This window comes from Phaeodactylibacter sp. (assembly GCF_022763345.1).
GTDB lineage: Bacteria > Bacteroidota > Bacteroidia > Chitinophagales > Saprospiraceae > Phaeodactylibacter.
Genome location: NZ_JALEGS010000011.1, coordinates 19,178 through 40,131, shown reverse-complemented (window position 1 = coordinate 40,131; position 20,954 = coordinate 19,178). Strand labels below are relative to the sequence as shown.

At 50.4% G+C, this 20,954-nt stretch carries 14 protein-coding genes; 12 read left to right on the top strand and 2 right to left on the bottom strand.

What is annotated here, in order from left to right:
• Nucleotides 1–36: 36 nt before the first annotated feature.
• The 8 genes from gltX (at nt 37) to MRY86_RS01885 (ending at nt 15,741) form a co-directional block, all read left to right on the top strand.
• Nucleotides 37–1,773, top strand: a complete 1,737-nt coding sequence (gene gltX / locus MRY86_RS01920; RefSeq protein WP_363325380.1) for a glutamate--tRNA ligase — start codon at nt 37–39, stop codon at nt 1,771–1,773.
• A 12-nt stretch (nt 1,774–1,785) separates the two neighbouring features.
• Nucleotides 1,786–1,986: a hypothetical protein gene (locus tag MRY86_RS01915; protein WP_293564497.1), complete on the top strand. Its 201-nt coding sequence runs from the start codon at nt 1,786–1,788 to the stop codon at nt 1,984–1,986.
• A gap of 493 nt (nt 1,987–2,479) precedes the next feature.
• Nucleotides 2,480–9,661: a gliding motility-associated C-terminal domain-containing protein gene (locus MRY86_RS01910; RefSeq protein ID WP_293564495.1), complete on the top strand. Its 7,182-nt coding sequence runs from the start codon at nt 2,480–2,482 to the stop codon at nt 9,659–9,661.
• Nucleotides 9,662–9,721: 60 nt separating this feature from the next.
• On the top strand, nt 9,722–10,708 hold the full coding sequence (locus MRY86_RS01905) for a type IX secretion system membrane protein PorP/SprF (RefSeq protein WP_293564493.1): 987 nt from the start codon (nt 9,722–9,724) through the stop codon (nt 10,706–10,708).
• Between the two features lie 220 nt (nt 10,709–10,928).
• Nucleotides 10,929–12,983: an OmpA family protein gene (locus MRY86_RS01900; protein WP_293564491.1), complete on the top strand. Its 2,055-nt coding sequence runs from the start codon at nt 10,929–10,931 to the stop codon at nt 12,981–12,983.
• A 577-nt stretch (nt 12,984–13,560) separates the two neighbouring features.
• Nucleotides 13,561–14,334, top strand: coding sequence for an exodeoxyribonuclease III (locus MRY86_RS01895; RefSeq protein ID WP_363325382.1), 774 nt, complete (start codon nt 13,561–13,563; stop codon nt 14,332–14,334).
• Between the two features lie 2 nt (nt 14,335–14,336).
• Complete coding sequence (locus tag MRY86_RS01890) at nt 14,337–14,768, top strand: GNAT family N-acetyltransferase (protein WP_293564488.1); 432 nt, start codon at nt 14,337–14,339, stop codon at nt 14,766–14,768.
• Nucleotides 14,769–14,862: 94 nt separating this feature from the next.
• Nucleotides 14,863–15,741, top strand: a complete 879-nt coding sequence (locus MRY86_RS01885; RefSeq protein ID WP_293564486.1) for a porin family protein — start codon at nt 14,863–14,865, stop codon at nt 15,739–15,741.
• Between the two features lie 83 nt (nt 15,742–15,824).
• Here MRY86_RS01885 and MRY86_RS01880 read toward each other — a convergent pair whose 3' ends face one another.
• Nucleotides 15,825–16,409, bottom strand: a complete 585-nt coding sequence (locus MRY86_RS01880) for a NifU family protein (protein WP_293564484.1) — start codon at nt 16,407–16,409, stop codon at nt 15,825–15,827.
• A gap of 169 nt (nt 16,410–16,578) precedes the next feature.
• Between MRY86_RS01880 and MRY86_RS01875 the strand changes: the two genes are divergently transcribed.
• The 4 genes from MRY86_RS01875 (at nt 16,579) to MRY86_RS01860 (ending at nt 19,767) form a co-directional block, all read left to right on the top strand.
• Complete coding sequence (locus MRY86_RS01875; protein ID WP_293564482.1) at nt 16,579–17,004, top strand: DUF1801 domain-containing protein; 426 nt, start codon at nt 16,579–16,581, stop codon at nt 17,002–17,004.
• Nucleotides 17,005–17,090: 86 nt separating this feature from the next.
• A complete protein-coding gene (locus tag MRY86_RS01870) occupies nt 17,091–19,013 on the top strand; it encodes a prolyl oligopeptidase family serine peptidase (RefSeq protein ID WP_293564480.1) in 1,923 nt (640 codons plus the stop codon).
• The gene (locus MRY86_RS01865; RefSeq protein ID WP_293564478.1) at nt 19,013–19,441 is read left to right on the top strand and encodes a nucleoside deaminase; all 429 of its coding nucleotides are present in this window, start codon (nt 19,013–19,015) and stop codon (nt 19,439–19,441) included. Before MRY86_RS01870 ends, MRY86_RS01865 begins: the two co-directional genes overlap by 1 nt.
• Before the next feature lie 29 nt (nt 19,442–19,470).
• Nucleotides 19,471–19,767 carry an SCP2 sterol-binding domain-containing protein gene (locus tag MRY86_RS01860; protein WP_293564476.1) on the top strand — a complete coding sequence of 99 codons (297 nt, stop codon included), beginning with the start codon at nt 19,471–19,473 and terminating at the stop codon, nt 19,765–19,767.
• Here MRY86_RS01860 and MRY86_RS01855 read toward each other — a convergent pair.
• Complete coding sequence (locus MRY86_RS01855; protein WP_293564474.1) at nt 19,764–20,852, bottom strand: helix-turn-helix domain-containing protein; 1,089 nt, start codon at nt 20,850–20,852, stop codon at nt 19,764–19,766. The genes MRY86_RS01860 and MRY86_RS01855 overlap by 4 nt on opposite strands.
• Nucleotides 20,853–20,954: the final 102 nt, after the last annotated feature.

Genomic DNA, 20,954 nt, shown 5'->3' with positions numbered 1-20,954 from the left:
CCGGCTCGTTGAAATGACAAAAAGCATTCAAATTCAATGGAAAATATGAGGCTTCGATTTGCCCCCAGCCCCACCGGCGCACTACACATTGGCGGTGTCCGTACCGCACTTTACAACTACCTGCTGGCCCGAAAAAACGGCGGCACTTTCATACTACGTATCGAAGATACTGATCAGACTCGTTATGTTGAAGGGGCAGAGCAATACATTGTTGAAGCATTAGAGTGGTTGGGGATCACTCCGGACGAAGGCCCCGGCATTGGAGGTGACTTTGGGCCCTACCGTCAGTCAGAGCGAAAGGATATCTACCTTAAATACACGCAGCAACTGATTGAATCCGGCCATGCCTACTATGCTTTTGACACTTCTGAGGAGCTGGATATAGCCCGGGAAAAAGACCCGACGTTCAAGTATGATTCTACTGCCCGCATGCGGATGCGCAACAGCATCAGTATGAGTGCGGAGGAGGTAGAGGCAGCACTGGAAAAAGGAGTGCCGCGTGTTGTGCGTCTGAAAGTTCCGGATAATGAGACCATCCTTTTTGAGGACATCGTGCGGGGAGAAGTTGCTTTTGACAGCTCTGAGCTGGATGATAAAGTCCTGCTCAAGGCCGATGGCATGCCTACTTACCATATGGCGAATGTAGTGGATGACCGCTTGATGGAAATCACCCATGTGGTGCGGGGAGAGGAGTGGCTGTCGAGCACGGCACACCACGTTTTGCTCTACCGGAGTCTTGGCTGGGAGCAGGATATGCCTGCTTTTGCCCACCTGCCGCTCATCCTTAAGCCTGCGCCGGAAAGTTACCTCGATAAGTCGACAATTCCTGCAATGGCGAGCCGTATGGCAGAGGAGTTTGCCCGTAAGCATCCGGAGCATGCCGCTTACAAGGCGGAGGCATTCGCCCTGCAAACTTTTCAGGATAAGAAAAATATTCCTGCCAATCTGAAAGAAAAAGAAAAAGATCAAGCCGATAAGGCTGCCTTCAAAGCCTTTCTCAAAAGTGCGTTGTATGGTAAACTCAGTAAGCGGGACGGTGACCGCTTAGGCTTCCCGGTATTCCCACTCTCGTGGAAGGGCGCAACGGCAGAAGACAGCTTTACAGGCTTCCGCGAGTACGGTTTTCTGCCGGAGGCTGTGCTCAACTTCCTGGCCCTGCTGGGCTGGAACCCCGGCGATGAGCAGGAAATGTTTACTTTGGAGGAATTGGTAGGCGCATTTACGCCCGAGCGAATCAATAAGTCTGGCAGCCGCTTTAATATCGACAAAGCGAAGTGGTTTAACCAGCAGTATATGATCAAAGCGGAGGATGCCCGCCTGGCCCGGCTCGTCCGTCCAATATTGGAGGCCAATGGGCAACAGGCTTCGGATGCCTTTGTAGAGGGCTTTGTCGGCCTGATGAAAGAGCGGGCTGTGACGCTGCCTGAATTCTGGGAAAACGGCTACTACTTCTTTGAGCGCCCCCGGAGTTACGAAGAGAAAATGATTCAAAAACGCTGGCAGCCGGAACGCAGCGAACACTTTGCGGAGCTCGTTAAGGAAATGGAGCAGCTCAGTAATTTCTCTGCTGATGAGATCAAAGCCACTGCCGAACGGTTCATGGAAAAGTACGAACTGAAGTTTGGGGATGTGCTGCCAATGTTGCGTCTGGCGCAGGCGGGCACCATGAAAGGGCCGGCGATCTTCGAAATGATGGAACTGTTGGGGCAGGAGGAAGCTGTGGCCCGTTTGAAAATCGGGTTTGAGGCCTTTGATAGCATGGTACAATCCTAAAATAACAAGCCGATGTCCAAGAAAAAAAATGAAGAAGAAGAAAAGGAGGAGCAACCCGGTGTACACAAGGACCTGAAAGGCTTTGAGATAAAAATCAATGAATTTGGAGAAATATCTTCAAACCTTGATGTCGAAAAATTGAATCAATTTCTGGATAAGAACGTAGAAGATAAGAAACTGAAGGGCCGGAAGTCTGAAGACGAAGAAGAATAGACGCTTCTGGCCCTGTTCCGGACGAAAGCAAAAGCATGAACTCACCTGCCGTTCGACGAAAGTCAGGACAGCCCTAAGCCCAGCACAGCCCAAGAATAAAGCAAGCAGCCAGGATTTCCGTTTTGGGTTGGCTGCTATTGAAGTTTGTTACGCGATTCAATTACTATTCGCCAGTGTAGAGCGAATTGATAATTAGATGCTACTTAGGCAATTAGAGACGTTAATTGTGAGCTTGATTGCCAGCTTTTATATATTTTGTGACTAGTTTTTGCGTATTCTCCGGGTGTTTAGTCTATCGATGACAACCGCTTGAGCATAAAACCAAAACCGATTGAACATGCACTTCTTAGGCAACCTAAGACCAAACTCCGGGCATTCCTGTGCCTGTAGGTGTTGGTCATTCAAGCAGGAAAATTTTATTACCCAAACATACTTTGGTAGGGTCGTTCTTTGAGGGCCCTACAATGGAATCATCCCATAAATTAACACAATCATGACGAGACGACTACACGCTTTACTGGTCTGGGGAGTGCTGCTCATCAGCTTTGCAGCCCCGCTTCAGTCTAAAGCTGCGGATGGTCCTACCCCCCCTGAGAAACCGTCATCAACTTTTCGGGGAATGGAAGAATTGCCGCCGCTCCTGAGCCCACCCAACGATACCATAGTGGATGGCATTTGCAACATCCCTATGGCGGACACCCTCCTGCTGTTCAATCCAATGGATATGAATGACTCTATTTTCATTCTTCCGGTCGATAGTACGGCAAGTTTTGGTGCCATCACAGCAGGGGTAACCTTAGAACAGGCAGTTAATGTTTGCGCAGGCCCGGATACGCTTTACCGAATCTGGAGGGGCACTTTTGCAGATATGACCGACACAGAGGTCATACAGGAAATAGTCATTGAACAGGATACAGTCGCGCCGGTCTCAAACTTCACCATTAGCCTTGATACGGTTGTTACCTGTGAAAATCGAGAGCTGGTTTTTGATTCATGGCGGGCGAATACCGTATTTGCAGTTAATAGCAATCTTTTTGACTGCAATAATGTGATATCTACGGTTAACAATGATATGCCACCATCTTCCTTTGTGCCTGAGCCTTGTGATACTCTAATGGTCACTTTCACTTTGGGGGATTTGTGCGGAAACACCCGCGAATATGAAGCCTTTTTCATCACCATAGACACTGTAGCGCCGGAGCTGCAAAATGTGCCGGACACCATAGAAGTGAGCTGTGATACCATACAGCAGTACCTGATGAACAACCCGCCCTCTATGGTAACGGCTATGGATAACTGCCGGGACAACCTTACGGTAGGTTTCCAACAGGATACCATTCCCGGGCCACAGTCCTGCCCGGAGCATGATTTGGATATCCGCCGCAGTTGGTTTGTTACAGATTCCTGCGGCAACTTCACTTCTGCCGTTCAGGTGATCCGGGTACGTGATTTCTCAGCCCCTGATTTCAACCGCCCGCCAGATATAACCATTTCCTGCGATGCAGACCCTCTTGACCTCAGTATTACAGGTACAGTAACCGATACGGTAGATGCCTGTGGCGGGCCGATCACCGTTTCATTTACGGATGAAACAGCACCGGGAAATTGCGCCAACAGCTACTTTATAGAAAGGCAGTGGGTGGTAGAAGACGTGTGTGGCATTTCTGCCTCTGTGAATCAGTTGATCACCGTCAAGGATACCATTGCGCCTTCCTTTCTTGTGCCCGCCGATACTACTGTGAACTGCGGGGACGAGGATGATTTTTCCATTACCGGGGAGCCCACAATGCAAGCGGATAATTGCTCAGGGCTCAACGAACTGACTACTGAATTGCTTTCAGAAACAATCATAGCGGGCAGTTGTGAAAATGACTACGTACTGGAGCGCGCCTGGCGTGTGACGGATGAGTGTGGGAATGACAGCATTCAGATTCAGCAGGTTACCGTTATTGATACCATTGCACCGGTCTTTTTGTCAGCACCCTCAGACCTGACGGTCACCTGTATGGCGGGTACGAATATTGAAACCCTGTATAGCAACTGGCTGGAAAGCTACGGAGGTGCTCAGGCAGGCGATGCCTGTACGCCGGTGGACAGCCTGACCTGGAATGCTTTTGAGGCCGGAACCAATCAGCCGGTCAGCAATACACCTAATATTATTTGCCCTTCAGGAAGTGACACCTTGCTGGTGCAGGTCGTAGACTTTGTAGTGGATGATGGCTGCGGAAACTTCAGCCTGGAGCAGGCAACCTTCATCGTGATTGATAATACGGCGCCTACATTTGTAGAGTGTCCGGAGGATGAAGTGATTGGCACCAATTTTGGGCAGTGCTCTGCTAATTATACTTTAGAAGTGCCCTTTATTCAGGAGGAGTGTGCCAGTTCATCCTCTGTGGTAAACCTAGTAGATAACGCAACTATCACTTCCAATGCTTCTCCGGGGCAGGAGGCGAGCGTGCCCGTCAATCCTATTGTCTTGTCTTTCCCTGTAAGCCAGCCACTGCCGATCAATGCACAAGCCGGCGGGCAGCTCAGCCTACAGCTTCAGAATGTAGATGCAGAGGGGACTACAGAGTACTTCAACGTTATTGGTGAAGATGGCACGCCGATTGGCCGTACCGGAAGAGCGATGGTACAATGCGGCAATGCAGACACTTTGCTCAGTGTGCCTAAGCCCCTGTTGGACCTTTGGGCAGTGGATGGGGTGATTGAAATCCGCCTGGAGCCCAATATTCCAACCACACAGCCGGGCAGCTTTGCCATTAATGCGCTTTGCAACCCTGCTGGTACCGTTCAGGCTAACCTAATCTTCCCGATAGCAGACCTCAATGACCTGCGCTATGAATATCGGACCAACAATAATCCCCGCGTACTGGTTGACCCAATCGCTCCCACTATGGTGACCCTGCCTATTGGCGAAAACACCATCACTTATTATATTTCAGACTGTGCGGGCAATATTGACAGTTGTGTTCAGCAGGTGGTGGTGGAAGATCAGGAACCGCCTCAGCTGACCTGCCCCTCTGATATTGCTCAGCCACTGGAACCGGGCACCTGCTCCGCTGAAGTGACCTTGCCGCTCCCGGACAATATCACAGACAACTGCGGACTCGAGTCACCCTACAGCCAAACTATGCCTGGCGATACCGCAAGTGCCTGGCTGACTTACACCTTTGACCCCAACCTCAACGATTATATCGCTAACCCGAAGACCTATACTTTCAACGACGTGGCAGCCAATGCTTTTGATGATATCAATTTGCTGATTGATTTGCAGGGGGACTTTAGCTCCTCCGGGGCATTCTTCCACATCATTGGCGATAGCGGAGACACCATAGATGTCACTCCGCAGGGTATTGCCAGTTGTTCAAATCCGGGGCAATACGCCGTCAGTATTCCTGCCGCCGATTTCAACGCCTGGGCAAGTGATGGCAGTGTAACCTTCACCCTGCAGCCTAGTTTCATTCCGGTGCCACCGGGCGGGCCCGGTGATGGGATCAACCCCTGTGATGCCATGGCGGTAGACGCAGACGGTGAAACAGACAGTCTCAGCTATGCTTTTGTAAGCCTGGTTTACCAAACCGTGACGCCTTTTTATTACGCTGAAGGGGCTACAGAAATTCCCTATACGCAGATGACTGCACCAGCCTTGTCGCCAACCCACGAGTTTAATGTGGGCGAAACAACAGTGTATTACATTGTGCAGGACGAGGTCGGTAATCCGGATACCTGCAGCTTCATTGTCGATATCCTTGACAATGAGCCCCCCGTTGCCCTTTGCAACCCTACCGTCGTGGAAATCAATCCGTCCGGTATTGAGCCGGATACGGTGAGTGTGGACGAGTTTGATGCCGGTAGTTTCGACAACTGTTCGATTGATACGATGTTCCTCTCACCTAATACCTTCACCTGTGATGAGGCCGGCACTACAGTGATGGCTACGCTTACGGTGGTGGATGTCGTGGGTAATGTTTCTACCTGTACCCGCCCGATCCGCATTGAGGCAGAGGCGCCAATACCCACCTATAGTTCTGGTATTTGTGGCGGAGACACGTTGAACCTCTTTGCAAATCCGCCCGCAGCAGAGGGGGGCATAGTGTATACTTATGAATGGCGTGGGCCAGATGGGAACATCATTTCCACCCAGCAAAATCCGGTTATCCCCAATGTGGACGAAGATGATTCAGGTGCCTATGTAGTAACCATTGAAGGGTTATCAGGATGTACAGCGGAAGGCGTGGTCAACGTGGCCGTCAGCGGGTTGCCTCTGACCCCGGTTGTGCAAGCAAGCGCCCAGCAGTGTGGCGATGAGCCGGTTGAATTGAGCTCCTCCGTCGTGCTCAGCAACGCTACCTATTACTGGTACGAAGGGCAGTTCCCAAATGGGACATTGATAACCACCACGAACCAGGGTAGCCTAACCTTGCCCGCCTACAATCCCCCGCAGCCTGAGACCCGATTCTACTACCTTATCATTGAAGCCAATGGTTGCCAGTCAGAGCCCTCCCTATCGGCACATGTTACGTTGACACCAAGGCCTACTGCATCGGTCAACGCAGCTGTTATTACCGAGTGTGAGGGAGGCTCGGCTTCATTGGGCACCACTGTTGCAGGAGCGAATATTACCCATCAATGGACCGGTCCGAATGGCTTTTTCTCTATGGCACAGATTCCTCCGGTGATCAATCCACTGGAAGAAGAAAATGCCGGGGTGTACAGCCTGACTGTTTTCCAAAATGGCTGCCCTTCTGAACCGGTGCTTTCCATCATTAATGTGATTCCAAAGCCAGGGCCATACCAAATTGCGGTGCAGACTAACCCTTTCTGCGAAGGGGACAAAATAACCCTTCAAGCACAGCCAGCCGGTGCAGCTTCCTACATCTGGACCGGGCCAGACCTGAACGAGATTACCACGACTACGAATACACTCATTCTCGATAATGCAAATGAGACGCATAATGGAGCCTGGACTGTACGCGGTGTCCAGTTTTCCTGTGTTTCCGATGTTTCTCCTCCCGCGAATGTGATTGTCAACGAACAGCCCAATGCTATGGCGGTGACCAGCATTTCTCCTGAAGATCCGCTTTGTGAGAGAAGTGCCCTGCAGCTTTTGGGAACGCCGAACTTAATGGAATCCTATACCTGGAATGGTCCCAACGGCTACATCTCATTAAACCAAAACCCAGTCATCAATCAAGTGGGGCCATTGCGCACCGGCACCTACACCCTGACCGTTACCACTTCGCAGGGTTGCAGCGATACGGCTTCAGTCAGTGTGGAGGTCATTGAAGCCATCGATATCATCGGGGTCAGCAACAGCGCTCCCGAATGTTTGTATGGAGCTACGGATGTGACGCTTCAGGCTACCGTTTTCCCGGTAAATGATGGAACCTACGATTTCCTGTGGACAGGCCCGGGTTACACTTCTTCTGACGAGGTCGCTATTATTGAGAATGTAACGGAAGCATTAAATGGAGGCAGCTATTCCCTGGTCGTATTTACCGAAGAAGGCTGTCCTTCTCTACCGGTAAGTACTACGTTGCAGGTGAAGGATGCTCCCCCGCGTGCGCCTACTCCCACGAACCCATCTGCTACGTATTCTTATTGTGAAGGGGAGGAACTGACACTGACCACACCAATGGTGGCCAATGCCACCTACATCTGGGATACCCCTTCGGGGCCCGTAAATACAGGACCGGACAATAGCATTACGATATCCAATCTCACTACGAATGATGCGGGAAGTTATCAGGTGTCTCTCATTGAAGATGGCTGCCCCTCTGTGCCTTCCCCCGTTCGTACCATTCAGGTGAATGCCAATCCAACGGTGGAGGCTTCCAGCAATGGTCCTGTTTGTGAGGGTACACAATTGCAGCTTTTCGCAAACGGGCCAGCAGGGTCTACTTATACCTGGCAGACACCAATGGGCACGACACCAAGTGGAGCAAATATTAACATTCCTTCCGCCAATCCGGACCTGCATACCGGCGCCTTTATTGTAACCGCTCAGCGCAACGGCTGCCAGTCCGAACCAGACACGGTTACGGTAGTCATCAACGAAACGCTACCGGCTCCTACTAACCTCGTTAGCAACGGGCCCATATGCGTGGATGAACCCGGTGCCACCCTCACCATCTCCATTCCAAATGGGCAAACGGGTGGTGGCATTCAGTATCTGTGGTATAATGCCGGGACGCCACTGGATACTACAGTTACGCCCAATTTACTGATAACAGACTTCTCCGGTTTCGAGGGGTCGCTTACGTTGGAGGCAGAAGTGCAAACCGGCGATTGTATATCCGATCCTTCCCCTTCTCTTTCGGTTGCATTGGATACCATACCGGATGAGGTAGCCATGGTCGGGCAAGACACCTCCACCTGTGCAGGAGCAGATCTGCTGATTTCCGCCACGCCAGTATCCCAAAGCGTAGGCACCTGGCTGGAACTTAATGCTAATGGTGGAGCCCTCACTATTGAAAATCCAGGAAGCGCCACAACTAATGTTTCGGGCTTTGAAGAGGAAGGCATCCGGCAACTGGTCTGGGTATTGTCCAACGGAGGCTGTAAAAGCTTTAGCTCTGACACCCTGCAAATCCAGGTAAACGTTCCTGAGCCGGCCGAGGCTGGCATGGATACGTTGCTTTGCCCTGGTGATCCGATCTTCTTAAATGCTTCCAACCCGCAGGCAGGAGAAGGCAGCTGGTCACAATCCGCTGTGCAGGCTGACTTTAATGTGGATATTGATAACCCGGAAGATCCTGGTACCGGAATTTCCGGGCCAGGGCTGCTGCCGGGCAACACTTATGCGTTTACCTGGACGGTGGTCAGCGAATGCGGAATGGACAGCACTGGTGTTCTCATTACCCTGGCGGACAATAACCCGTTTGCCGGGTTTGATGTGATTGTGTGTGAGGAAGACGGCGTGGCCATGCTGGCGGCAGGAGAGCCGGCAGATGGCAGCTCCGGCAGATGGAGTTCACCGGATGAGCAATTGGTGTTTTCCAACCGGAACAACACCGATACGGAGGTGGCCAACCTCACAGTGGGCGATAACCTAGCCATCTGGACGCTGGACGGAGGGTTGTGCGGCGAGAATTCCCGGGATACCCTGATCATCGACTTTCAGCTGCCACCGGTAGTCCAAAATGACGAGCGGACTATTGAATTTGCAGTGGAAACAATTGTGGATGTGCTGGCTAATGACGCTGTGCCGGAGGGGAGTACCCTGGAAGTGATTATGGAGCCATTCAATGGGCGTGCCAGGGTGACGGCAGATAACCGGATTGCCTACACACCCGATCCTGATTTTGCCGGAACGGACGAGCTGGTCTATCAGGTATGCCGCGAAGGGTGTGCCTGCGCTGATGCCGTATTAAGGCTCACCGTTGGCGAAGGGGTCGACTGCGAGCCCCCGAATATTTTCACGCCAAACGGTGACGGGGTCAATGAAGCCTTTATCATTCCGTGTTTGCTGGACACAGGTGTCTATCCAAACAGCCAGCTTTCTGTTTTTAATCGCTGGGGAGACGAGGTATACAATTCACCTCGCCCTTATCCGAACAACTGGCGTGGAACTTTCAATGGAGAAGACCTGCCAGTGGATACCTACTTCTATATTCTGGACCTTGGAGATGGGAGCCGGCCGATTACCGGATATCTTCTGCTTCAGAAATAATTTAAACAAGGAATCTTTTTGCCCCGGTACAAGCCGGGGCAAAATCCCAAATAAGTACTTATGAAAAACTACTACCTGACCACTATACTTTTCCTGCTGCTGGCCGTTTTAGCGGAAGCGCAGCAAGAAGACCATTTTACCCAGTTCATGCACAATAAGCTGGCTTTCAACCCTGCCTATGCAGGTTCGACCGGAAGCTCACGCCTCACGGCTATGGCCCGGCAGCAGTGGATTGGGATAGAAGGCGCTCCAGAGGCGCAATTGATCACCTTTAATTCTGCGCTCAACGCCAAGGTGGGCATTGGGGGGAGTCTCGTGCGCAGCAGTATTGGTATTATGGACCGCTATACCCTGGAAGGGGACTACGCTTATCGCTTCCGGTTAGGGAATGGTTACTTCGGTATTGGGGTTTCTGCTTCTATCCGCTTGATACAAGCAAGCCTTGGCGAGCTTCGGGCCAATCAGCCGATCGAGATCGACAATGCTATACCGACAGGCTTTCAGAGCCGGGTAACGCCGAATTTTGGAGGAGGGATTTACTACAACAGCAATGATTTTTACGTTGGATTTTCGATACCCCGCTTTCTGAAGTCTAGCATTGACCTGTCAGATGACGAGGGCACGATCTCCAAGGAGGACCAGCACTGGTATTTAATGACAGGGTTCAATGTGCGCCTTATGGATAATGATATCGTTATGCAGCCCAATTTCCTGTTGAAATATGTAGACGGAGCGCCTTTTGATGCAGATATCAACCTTTCCTTTACCTTTTTCGAGCAGTTTACCGCGGGAGCATCCTACCGCACGGGGGGCAATAAAGAAAACAGCATTGGAGAATCTGTGTCCGGTCTTATTTCCAGCCGGATCGGCGACAAATGGATGATTGGCGCCTCCTATGATTTTACGCTTTCCGACTTACAGGATTATAATGACGGCAGCGCGGAGCTCTTTATCCACCACTTTTTCGGTGGTAAAAGTGGGAAAGGTGCCACCTATGATAATCCACGCTTCTTTAATAGCAATGGGAGCAATAAGCGTTTTTACTAGTATTTCATTAAGCCCGGGCGCTCTCAAGGATTATGGAGGAAGGTTTACTTTATGGCAGATAATGGCTAACTTGTGTTAATCTTTTGAGGCGCTGGCACTGCTCTTTAGACAGGTGCCATAATTGACGCCTCTGGTTATATGATGAGATAACCTGATACCTTGCTGGATAATGGTATTTAGGAACGCCTGCAGGCGTTCCTTCACAACAAGACGCCCTATAATGAGATTCTATCTGCCTCTATTGCTGCTTAGCTTTGCATTTGGCCTGCAAGCTCAGGATCCTGCACCTGTAAACCTGCGCACGGTTGTACAACCTAATCAAAAGGTCCGCATATACAACGAGACTGCAATCAATTCCACAGCCTCGGACTTCTCACCTTCTTTTTATGGTGATACGCTGGTATTCTGTTCTTCCCGCCACGCTGGCCCTAAAGACCCCGCCACCGGCGAATCGTTCTTTGATTTTTACTTCGCGCCTATTGGGCCAAACGGTAGCCTTCGCTCTCCAAAACCCTTTTCCATCAATCTCAATTCTGCGCAACACGAAGGGCAGTCTACGTTTGATCTGAAAGCCAACAAAGTATACTTTACCCGCAACAACACCACAAATGGGGTTGAGCCCGCAGTGGCTGATGGCAAAATCCGGATGAAGATATACGAAGCGACTTTTGGGTTTCTGGACTGGGAACAGATCAAACCCCTTCCATTCAACAGCGATGCCTATAACTGTATGCACCCCACGCTGTCGCATGACGGCACTTTTATGATCTTTTCCTCCAACCGGCCGGGAGGCAAGGGGGGATATGACCTCTATGTTTCCCTGAAAATGGACGGAGGGTGGTCGCCTCCAATGAACCTTGGAGGACGGATTAATACGCCCGGGCACGAATTTTTTCCTTTTTTGCATCAGTCCGGGACACTTTTTTTCACCTCAGATGGCTACAAGAAGGGCTATGGGGGGTATGACCTTTATATGGTAGAAGGCAAAGGCGATGGTTCGTGGGCGGAAGTGGTCAATTTGGGAGAACCCTTTAACACAGATGCAGATGACTTCGGGCTGATCCTGGATAAAGAAGGCAAAAGTGGATATTTTTCTTCTAATCGTGAAGGCGGAGTTGGTAGGGATGACATTTACAGCTTTGATGCTCCCGAAGGCATACAGGGCGTCGTATTTCCTGACTTTAAGACCACTACCATTGAGGTGTTTTCTGAGGAGGGAAGCCGCCCGGTATCCGGGGCAGAAATTAAAATTTATGAGCGGGTTATTGGCAGTTCAGGCAACATACAATACTTGCGTTTGCCACGTGCAAGCGTAGGCATGGGCAGAGACGGGCAGGCTCAGATTGATCAGCGGAGTGAAGACCTCGAAGAGCCGGACGAAGTGACCAACAGCGAAGGCAAAGCCTACATCATGCTTGATGTATCCAAAGAGTACAGGATTAAGGTGGAGAAGCGGGGATTTTTCGCAGCAGAAGAATACTACATGCCAACAGACAACCGGTTCAACCGGCCGGTAGGCATACCCTTGAAAAGAGATGACTGTATCACGCTGGAAGGCGTGGTGAGTAATAGGGAGGCAGGGGCTCCGATATCAAAAGCGACGATCTTGATTTTTAATCAGGAAGAGCAGCGGCGGGTAACTATTAGTTCGGATGAAAGAGGTGTTTTCAAATATTGTTTACCTGACGGTTTCCGTTTCACGATTGTGGGGAGCCATGTAGGATATGAGAATGACACCACTTATGTACAAACCGTCAACCGCCGTGGTAACCGCTCACTTGGCGTCTCTCTCTCACTTAAGCCTTTGCCGGCTATGCCTCGTAGCGGCAGCTACCCGCCATCAGGCTCCTATAACGATACCCCGGCACCAAGTCTTGGCGATCGGAGCGCGGTTGAGGTAGGCAGCCGGTTCCTGCTCGACAATCTGCAATTTGAATTTGCGTCGGCAGAGATACTGGCAGAAGCTGCGGCAGACCTACAGACCCTGGCAAAGTTGATGAGGGACAACCCTGGAATGAGGGTTGAGTTAAGGGCCTTCACGGACTGTGTCGGTGGGGAAGACTACAACCGAAAGCTTTCGCTCAGGCGGGCGGAAGCTGCTCGTGGCTTTTTGGTACAGCAGGGAATAAAAAGAGACAGAATTCTGGCATTTGGCTATGGGGAGCTTAATCCGGTAGTGGACTGTGATTGTGACGGCACAGGAGGAAGTGTCCCTTGTACAGAAGATATGCATGCCCAAAACCGGCGAACCGAAGTAGCGATTATTGAGAAGTAGCCAAAGAAATATAAAGAAAAAGTGAAATTTGTTAAGGTGGTATGTAACCTAAGTGAAAAAGGCACGTAGAATGTAGAAGAAAAAGAAAAACCGGTCCTGTGAGGGACCGGTTTCCAAAAGAGCTTTGAGAGGCTATCTACATACCAAATTGAAACATCCTTTGATGTCTCAAAATCTTCATGAGATTATAATTGCATTCGTGGGATTCAACCTTTTTCCTGCCGCTTGTGACAGGGTTCGTCAGCTTCTTTTTCAATCATCCTCTGTATCTGTTCTTCCCTGCTGACAATACAAAGGTGCTACATAACAATCGGCATTGTAAGTACATTCTGTATGGTTACTGTGATTTAAATATAGGACTGATTGTTTTTAATATGCTGATTATCAGCTGATTGATATTTTTTTTAGTTCGATATTTGTATTTTTTTGCCTTCTTTTTTTATGCGTAAAGCGAGAAAAAAAATAAAAAAAAGTGTAGGTATATTGTTGAGGGGAGAGAAAGCCTGATCAGATTGAGCTAAAAAAGACCAAAAACAGTGCCAATTTTTATATTTGCGCTAAATGTTACAATATGTCTATAACGATTGCTTCCTATAATGTAAATGGTATCAGAGCTGCGATGCGAAAAGGTATGGCTGACTGGTTTGCTGAACACCCGGTTGAGGTACTCTGCCTGCAGGAGACCAAGGCGCAGCCTGATCAGGTGAAAAAGGAAGAAGCCGAACTTCGGGAAAATGGATTTAGACATGCCTACTGGCATTCCGCCGAAAAAAAAGGGTACAGCGGGGTCGCAACGCTATCCCGGCACCCGGCTGATTTGGTATCCGAAGGGTGTGGGATCGAAAAGTACGATGCGGAAGGCCGGATTCTACGGACCGACTTTGGTGAGCTGACCTTACTGAATTGCTACTTCCCTTCGGGCACTACCGGGGATGTGCGGCAGGCTTTCAAAATGGAGTTCCTCGATGATTTTTTTAAATGGGTACAGGAGTTGCGTGAAGAGCGCCCCAATCTGGTCATTGTGGGAGACTACAATATCGCGCACCATGAAATGGATATCCACGACCCGGTACGGAATAAAAAAACTTCCGGCTTTCTGCCTGAGGAACGGGCCTGGATGGACAAATGGTTTGAGAGTGGCTTTGTAGATGCCTTCCGCCAACTTAACCCCGATAAAGAAGAATACAGCTGGTGGACGTACCGCGCTAACGCCCGCGCCAATAACAAAGGCTGGCGGCTGGACTATCACTCTGTGAGCAAGGCTTTCGCTTCAAAACTTGAGGCCTGCTATCAGATGACAGATGCCGTGCACTCAGACCACTGCCCTGTTGTAGCGACCTACAACTTATAGGCATGTTGCAAGTCAGAAGCTGCTCTGTTGAAGAAGCAGTAGCGTGTTCAAGACAAATCCCGGAATTGAAAAACCCTTATCCGGCTGCCGAATATGAGCAGCGGCTGTCCGGTGTGCCCCACTTACTGCTGTTGGCAGAGTCGGACGGTGATATGGCTGGCTTCAAGGCCGGTTATGAGCGGGCTGGAGTTTTTTATTCGTGGATGGGAGGTGTATGCCCTGAATACCGGCGGCAGGGCGTCGCTCAGGCACTGGCCCGGGAACAGGAAAACTGGGCAAAAGCGGAAGGGTACCGGCATATCCGCTTTAAAACCCGCAACTACCTGAAGCCTATGCTTATATTTGCCCTAAACAATGGCTTTTACATTACAGCTGTTGAAAAAAGAGCCGACCCGCTATCCAACCGAATATGGCTGGAGAAGGTCTTAATTTAGGAGGGCTGATTCGTTAATTAGGGTAAGCCGGGATTGGCGAACACAGGTAGGTTGCCTGAATCGCTGCGAACGGGGCCCATCAAATTGGAAAGATATGCTTCGCTTTAGCTTAGTTTTTGCATTAGCGCTGTTGAGTACTATTATGTTGAACGCTCAGGAGTTCTCGGGTGGTTTTCGGGCCGGGCTTAATTTTACAACGTTCAATGGCCCGCTAGATATGGGCGCAGATGGGGCCGAATTGGAAGCCTTTGAGTATTCTAATGGCTTTCACGTGGGGGCTATGGGAACACTCCGCTTTACAGATATTTTTGGTTTGCGGGCAGAGTTGCTCTATTCTCAGAAAGGAGGAGTATACAATTACAATGGAGATTCGTATTGGATTTTTACGCCCACTAATGGCAGTGAGTCGTTTGTAGCCACCGGTAACCGCGAAACTACACTGGAAGTCACCAACTCCTATATTGATATTCCGGTAATGGGCGTGGCACGCTTCAATAAATTTGAAATCAGTGCTGGCATGAGCCTTGGGTTCCTGGTGGCCTCCCGGGCTGCGGGAGAAACCCGTTTCGCAGGAGCTTCATCGCAGGGGGATATTATTACGCCCTTTTTGTTAGCTCTTGACTACAATTACTTTAATGATCCTTTCCAGCAGGGAGAAAGTACACCTGTTTTTAGGCGGGATATTGATAACCAGCCAGTAGAAATTCCTCAAACCCTTGGGGCGTATTATCAGGAAGAAGCGTCGGATGAGAACCTGTACAAAACCTTAGACCTTGGTCTGGTCGGCGGTGTATCCTACTACCTCAACCGCGGACTTTTTCTGGGATTGCGCCTGAATTATGGGCTTAGCGATATCACGAATACCAGCCGGGACATTTCCCGTCAGGTGGTTAATAGCCCAAGTGAGTTTGTTACCCGGGACGATAACGACCGAAACCTGAATATACAGGTATCTGTAGGCTTCAGTTTGTAATTGACGGAGAAAAAACAAAAAGCGCCTCTATGGATGGATTTCCATAGGGGCGCTTTGGCTTAGAGGCGGTTCGCTGTAGCGGGCTACCCCATTTCTGCTACCACCTCCTTTACTTCAGGGATCATCCGCTGCAGCATGCCTTCAATACCTTGCTTCAGGGTTACAGTAGAGGAAGGACAGCCACTGCAGGCACCCTGCATGACCAACGTAACCTTACCTTGGTCCCAGGATTTGAATTCGATATTGCCGCCATCCATTTCCACGGCAGGTTTTACGTGGGTGTCGATCAAATCTTTGATCTTCTTGACAATTTCAGCCTCGTTTTCAGTGTAGTCATAGCTGGCGCCACGCTCTTCCTCAATCTTGGCCATTGCTTCTTCAAAGCCGTCCTTAATGATAGGCTTTTCGTCCCCAATGTAGCCTTTGAGGTATTCTTTGACTTTAAGCATGATATCTGCCCAGTCGTAGTTGAACTCCTTGGTGATGGTCACGAAGTTGTTGCAGATATAGACCCCTTTCACGAAAGGCATCTCAAACAGTTCTGTAGCCAGCGGGGACCATTCCTTAGCGAGTTCTTCTTCCCGGAAGTCGGCAGTGCCTTTGTAAATCATCCGGTTGGTCACGAATTTGAGCGACTCCGGGTTTGGGGTCTGCTCGGTATATAGCATTACAGGGCTTTTGGTAACGGGATTGCTCATTGTAATTTTCTTTATTTAGACCTATTCTACGAACAATAACACATAATGCCAAGGCTGGTTTTGACAAAAATAAATTAATACGCATTCGAAGGGTGTATTCTTAACCTTTTCCGTATTTTTTGGATAAAATCAGCTGAGTATGGCAAAACAAAAAACACTACCTACGGATCAGAGCGTACAGGAGTACCTGAATCAGTTGGAAGACGAACAGAAAAAAGCGGACAGTTACGAGCTGCTCAAAATAATGCAGGAAGTTACCGGCCAAGCAGCAGCAATGTGGGGCAGCAGCATCATTGGCTTTGGCCGTTACCACTACCGTTACGATAGCGGGCACGAAGGCTTTTCTTTTCTGACCGGTTTTGCGCCCCGCAAGCGGCAGTTTTCCATATATATCATGTCGGGTTTTAGCCGGTATGAAAGTTTAATGGAAAAGCTGGGTAATTATAAAACCGGTAAATCCTGCCTGTATGTGAAGCGTCTTTCAGATGTAGATCCTTTGGTCCTCAGAGAGTTAATAGCGGAATCGGTGGCTTACATGAAGATGCAGTACCCGGATCAGGGATAGCCTATTGATCCAGTAGATTTTTCTGTTGCCTTCCGGCGCTCTGCTACCTTTTCTTACCTTTGTAAGGAATCTACCCCTGTATAACTATGTCAAACCTCGAACAAGAACACGAACTGCCCGGCAATCTTTCCTTGCCCAGCTCGGCTGAGGATCTTTTGCGCCTGATTGGAAGGGAGGAAGGCGATTATAAATATTCAGTCGAAGATTTTTTCCGCAATCCTGAGCAAACAGGCTTTCAGCTTTCTCCCAACGGAGACTACCTGGCCTACGCCGGCCCCTACGAACGCAGGCAAAACGTTTTCGTCTGCCCGGCAGAAGGAGGTGAACCGGTACGGATCACTCATGAAACAGAACGCGATATTGGCGGCTTTTTCTGGGCCAATAATAACCGCATCGTTTATGTCAAGGATAGCGGCGGAGATGAGAACTTCCAGCTCTTTGCGGTAGACCGGGATGGGGGCAACCCTCGCGACCTGACGCCTTTTCAAAATGTGAAAATCGAGTTCATCGATGACCTGGAAGACCAGGAAGATGAACTCATCATCGGCATGAATAAGGAAAACCCCATGCTGTTTGAGCCCTACCGGCTCAATATCCACACCGGAGCATACCAGCGCCTGGCGCCTAACGACAATCCTGAGGAGCCCATTACTGGTTGGATGACTGACCACGCCGGCCGGCTACGCATCGCCATCAAAACCCTCAACGGCGTCAACCAGCACATCATGTACCGGTCTGCTGAAGACCAGCCTTTCCGTACGGTCGTAAGAACCAATTTCAAGGAGAGCCTCAGCCCGTTGTTCTTTGACTTTGATGATGGCCACGTGGTCTATTGTGTAAGCGATATTGGTCGCGACCGCAGCGAGATCATCCGTTTTGACTTTGAAAAGGGAGAAGAAGTAGGCCCACCGATTTTCGCACACCCAGAGGTAGACGCAGGCAGCCTTCTTTATTCCCGTAAGCGTAAAGTGTTGCTCGGGGCTGTATACACCACCTGGAAACGGCAAATTGAGTTTTTTGACGAGCCGCGCAGGCAAATGCAAAAGCGCCTGGAAAGTCTCCTCCCGGGGTATGAAGTGGTAGCAGTGAGCAGCAACCGGGCGGAAGACAAATACATGGTCCGCACCTTCAGTGACCGGTCACTGGGCGCTTACTATTTTTACGACTTGCAGCAGGATAGCATCCGGAAAATAACGGAGGTCAGCCCGTGGCTGAACGAAGAAGATATGGCGCCCATGAAGCCGGTGTCCTACAAAGCCAGGGATGGAGAAGAAGTACATGGCTACCTGACGGTGCCCAAAAATAAGGAAGGGGAGAAAATGCCGGTAGTGATCAATCCGCATGGCGGGCCATGGGTACGCGACAGCTGGGGTTACAATCCGGAGGTACAGCTGCTGGCCAGCCGGGGCTATGCCGTTTTCCAACCCAACTACCGGGGCAGTACCGGCTACGGCAAAGCTTTCTGGATGAAGGGTTTCAAGCAGTGGGGGCACGATATGCAAAATGACATTACCGATGGGGTAAAGTGGCTGATCGATTCTGGTGTGGCGGACCCCAAACGTGTGGCCATTTACGGAGCGAGCTACGGAGGCTACGCTACGCTGGCCGGCATTGCTTTTACGCCGGGCCTCTATGCCTGTGCAGTAGACTACGTGGGGGTATCGAACCTCTTCACGTTCATGGAGACCATCCCGCCCTACTGGAAGCCTTACCTCGATATGCTGTACGAAATGGTGGGCCATCCCCAAGAAGACAAAGACCGCCTGCATGCCGGCTCTCCGGTCTTCCATATTGATCAAATCAAAACCCCGCTTTTCGTGGTGCAGGGTGCTAACGATCCCCGTGTAAATATTGACGAATCGGACCAGATCGTCCAATCCCTGCGGGAGCGGGGGATCGACGTGCCCTATATGGTGAAGTACAACGAAGGGCATGGCTTCTCCAATGAAGAGAACCGTTTTGAATTTTACAAAGCCATGCTTGGCTTCCTGGCGAAACACATGAAGTAATGAAGGACCTGAAGGCTTACTACATGCAGGCTGCTATCCGGAAAGCTGAAGCTGCGGGCACGCCCTATGGTGCCGTGCTGCTGCAACCGGAAACCGGTGAAAAAGTCATCGTCGCTAATAGCGTCAAAGCCGATGCAGATCCAACCGCCCATGCAGAAGTCAATGCTATCCGGCAGGTACGAAAGCTGGGCATCTCAACCACTGGCAGCATCTTGTTTTCTACCTGTGAGCCCTGCCCGATGTGTGCGATGGCGGCGGTTTGGGCGGGGGTCTCCAAGATTTACTTTGGCGCCACTATCGATGATGCCGCTGCCCACGGCCATCAGGTGAAAATCTACTGCCGGGAGGTCGCAGAAAAGGCCTGGTACGACATTAAGGTGGAAGGCGGGGTGCTGCAGGAAGACTGCGTGGCACTTTTCCACAAATGAATTCACTATATTGCCTCCAAAATCAGGTTATGACACTAGAAGCTATTACAGAACAGTTCAGCAAAACAGCTGCCAAAGCGCCCAGCCTGGGCAAATCCATCAAGTTTGTCTTTGACCAGGGCATCGTCCACATCGACCTGACCGGCGAGCAAGCCCAGGTAACGAATGAAGACAAAGAAGCCGATTGTGTGATTACCACCAGCATAGAGACACTGGACGGAATCCGTAAAGGAGATATCAACGCCATGTCTGCCGTGATGACCGGCAAGGTGAAAATCAAAGGTGATATGGGGCTGGCTATGAAGCTGCCGTCGCTGATTTCCTAGTCCTTCGAACCATTATTGAGCTTGTAGTAAGCGGTGGGCGCCGACCCGGTCAGCCGCTTGAAGGTTGTATTGAAGACCATGCGGGATTCAATATTGCTGGCTCTGTGTACCTCATCCAGGGTAAGCTGCTTTTCCGGGTCATCGATAAGTACCTGTGCACTTAGTGCCCGGTAGCCATTGACGTAGTCGAAAAACGTTTGCCCGCCTACGTGGTGGATCGCCCGGGAAATAGCCCGGGGCGGTTTGTGCATCAGTTCAGCCAGCTGATTCAGTCGCAGATCGTCATCAAAAAAGTACTTCTCGGACTGCATGGTGGCATCTAGCGTCTTGAAAAGCGTGGCATTCTCGCGAATGTCTTCAGGTTCCGGATCGCTGCGATCTGCAATAAGTTGTAGAAAGGCTTCCTCCTGCAGGTCGACCGGGACCACCGGGCGCTCAAGGGTCAGCCCAATCCCGGCAAGCCCTATAGCAACGAGCACAGTCATGGCTTGAGCCAGGGCGAAGAATAGGGTGTCGTTTTCTGCAACCGCCCGAATGGTTATCACATCTGCTGCCGCGCTGAATAGGGCGAAAAGCCCCAGAAGAATTAGGGATATTTTTGCCCAGCGGATTTTGCCCATCGGGATCCGGCTTCGAATTTGCACCAGGCTTTCGACCCGGCTTTGCAAATAAAGGTAGCTGCCCCCAAGGTAGATGAGCAGGAATAGCTCTGGAAACAGCGCATACCAAGAGGTTTGAATGACGGTCAACTGAGCAGGGAAAAGACTCAGCACGCTCCAAACCGCAAAAGCCGTGAAGTGATAGCCATCCCGCCCCTTACTGAGCCAGTCCCCAAGCAGGCTGCGCAGGTGCAACAGGAAAAGCGGGGCAACAGCCAGGAGCAGCCCATCCATTAACGATTGGGCAATAGGGGCTTTGACCAGGGGCAGAACCGCCTGCAACAGGACACTAAGCAATAATAAGGTCAGCAACCGGCTGGCCCGGTAAGCCTGAATGCGCTGCCGGGAGAGCAGCAGCGCTGTCCCTCCGGTAATCAGAATAACCAGTAGCGTAATAGAATAACTGTAAAGTGGATCGGTAGGCATAGTTTTACGAAAGATATTGGATTAATGTAAGCATTTTTTTCATTTCTTGTTAATGGGTAATGGCATGTGCAGTGCCGGCCCGGTCAGGTACTTCACGAAATA

Excerpts from the sequence above, each read along its gene's own strand:
- gltX (WP_363325380.1), top strand. The coding sequence starts at position 37 with ATGGAAAATATGAGGCTTCGATTTGCCCCCAGCCCCACCGGCGCACTA.
- MRY86_RS01915 (WP_293564497.1), top strand. The coding sequence starts at position 1,786 with ATGTCCAAGAAAAAAAATGAAGAAGAAGAAAAGGAGGAGCAACCCGGT.
- MRY86_RS01910 (WP_293564495.1), top strand. The coding sequence starts at position 2,480 with ATGACGAGACGACTACACGCTTTACTGGTCTGGGGAGTGCTGCTCATC.
- MRY86_RS01905 (WP_293564493.1), top strand. The coding sequence starts at position 9,722 with ATGAAAAACTACTACCTGACCACTATACTTTTCCTGCTGCTGGCCGTT.
- MRY86_RS01900 (WP_293564491.1), top strand. The coding sequence starts at position 10,929 with ATGAGATTCTATCTGCCTCTATTGCTGCTTAGCTTTGCATTTGGCCTG.
- MRY86_RS01890 (WP_293564488.1), top strand. The coding sequence starts at position 14,337 with ATGTTGCAAGTCAGAAGCTGCTCTGTTGAAGAAGCAGTAGCGTGTTCA.
- MRY86_RS01885 (WP_293564486.1), top strand. The coding sequence starts at position 14,863 with ATGCTTCGCTTTAGCTTAGTTTTTGCATTAGCGCTGTTGAGTACTATT.
- MRY86_RS01880 (WP_293564484.1), bottom strand. The coding sequence starts at position 16,409 with ATGCTATATACCGAGCAGACCCCAAACCCGGAGTCGCTCAAATTCGTG.
- MRY86_RS01875 (WP_293564482.1), top strand. The coding sequence starts at position 16,579 with ATGGCAAAACAAAAAACACTACCTACGGATCAGAGCGTACAGGAGTAC.
- MRY86_RS01870 (WP_293564480.1), top strand. The coding sequence starts at position 17,091 with ATGTCAAACCTCGAACAAGAACACGAACTGCCCGGCAATCTTTCCTTG.
- MRY86_RS01865 (WP_293564478.1), top strand. The coding sequence starts at position 19,013 with ATGAAGGACCTGAAGGCTTACTACATGCAGGCTGCTATCCGGAAAGCT.
- MRY86_RS01860 (WP_293564476.1), top strand. The coding sequence starts at position 19,471 with ATGACACTAGAAGCTATTACAGAACAGTTCAGCAAAACAGCTGCCAAA.
- MRY86_RS01855 (WP_293564474.1), bottom strand. The coding sequence starts at position 20,852 with ATGCCTACCGATCCACTTTACAGTTATTCTATTACGCTACTGGTTATT.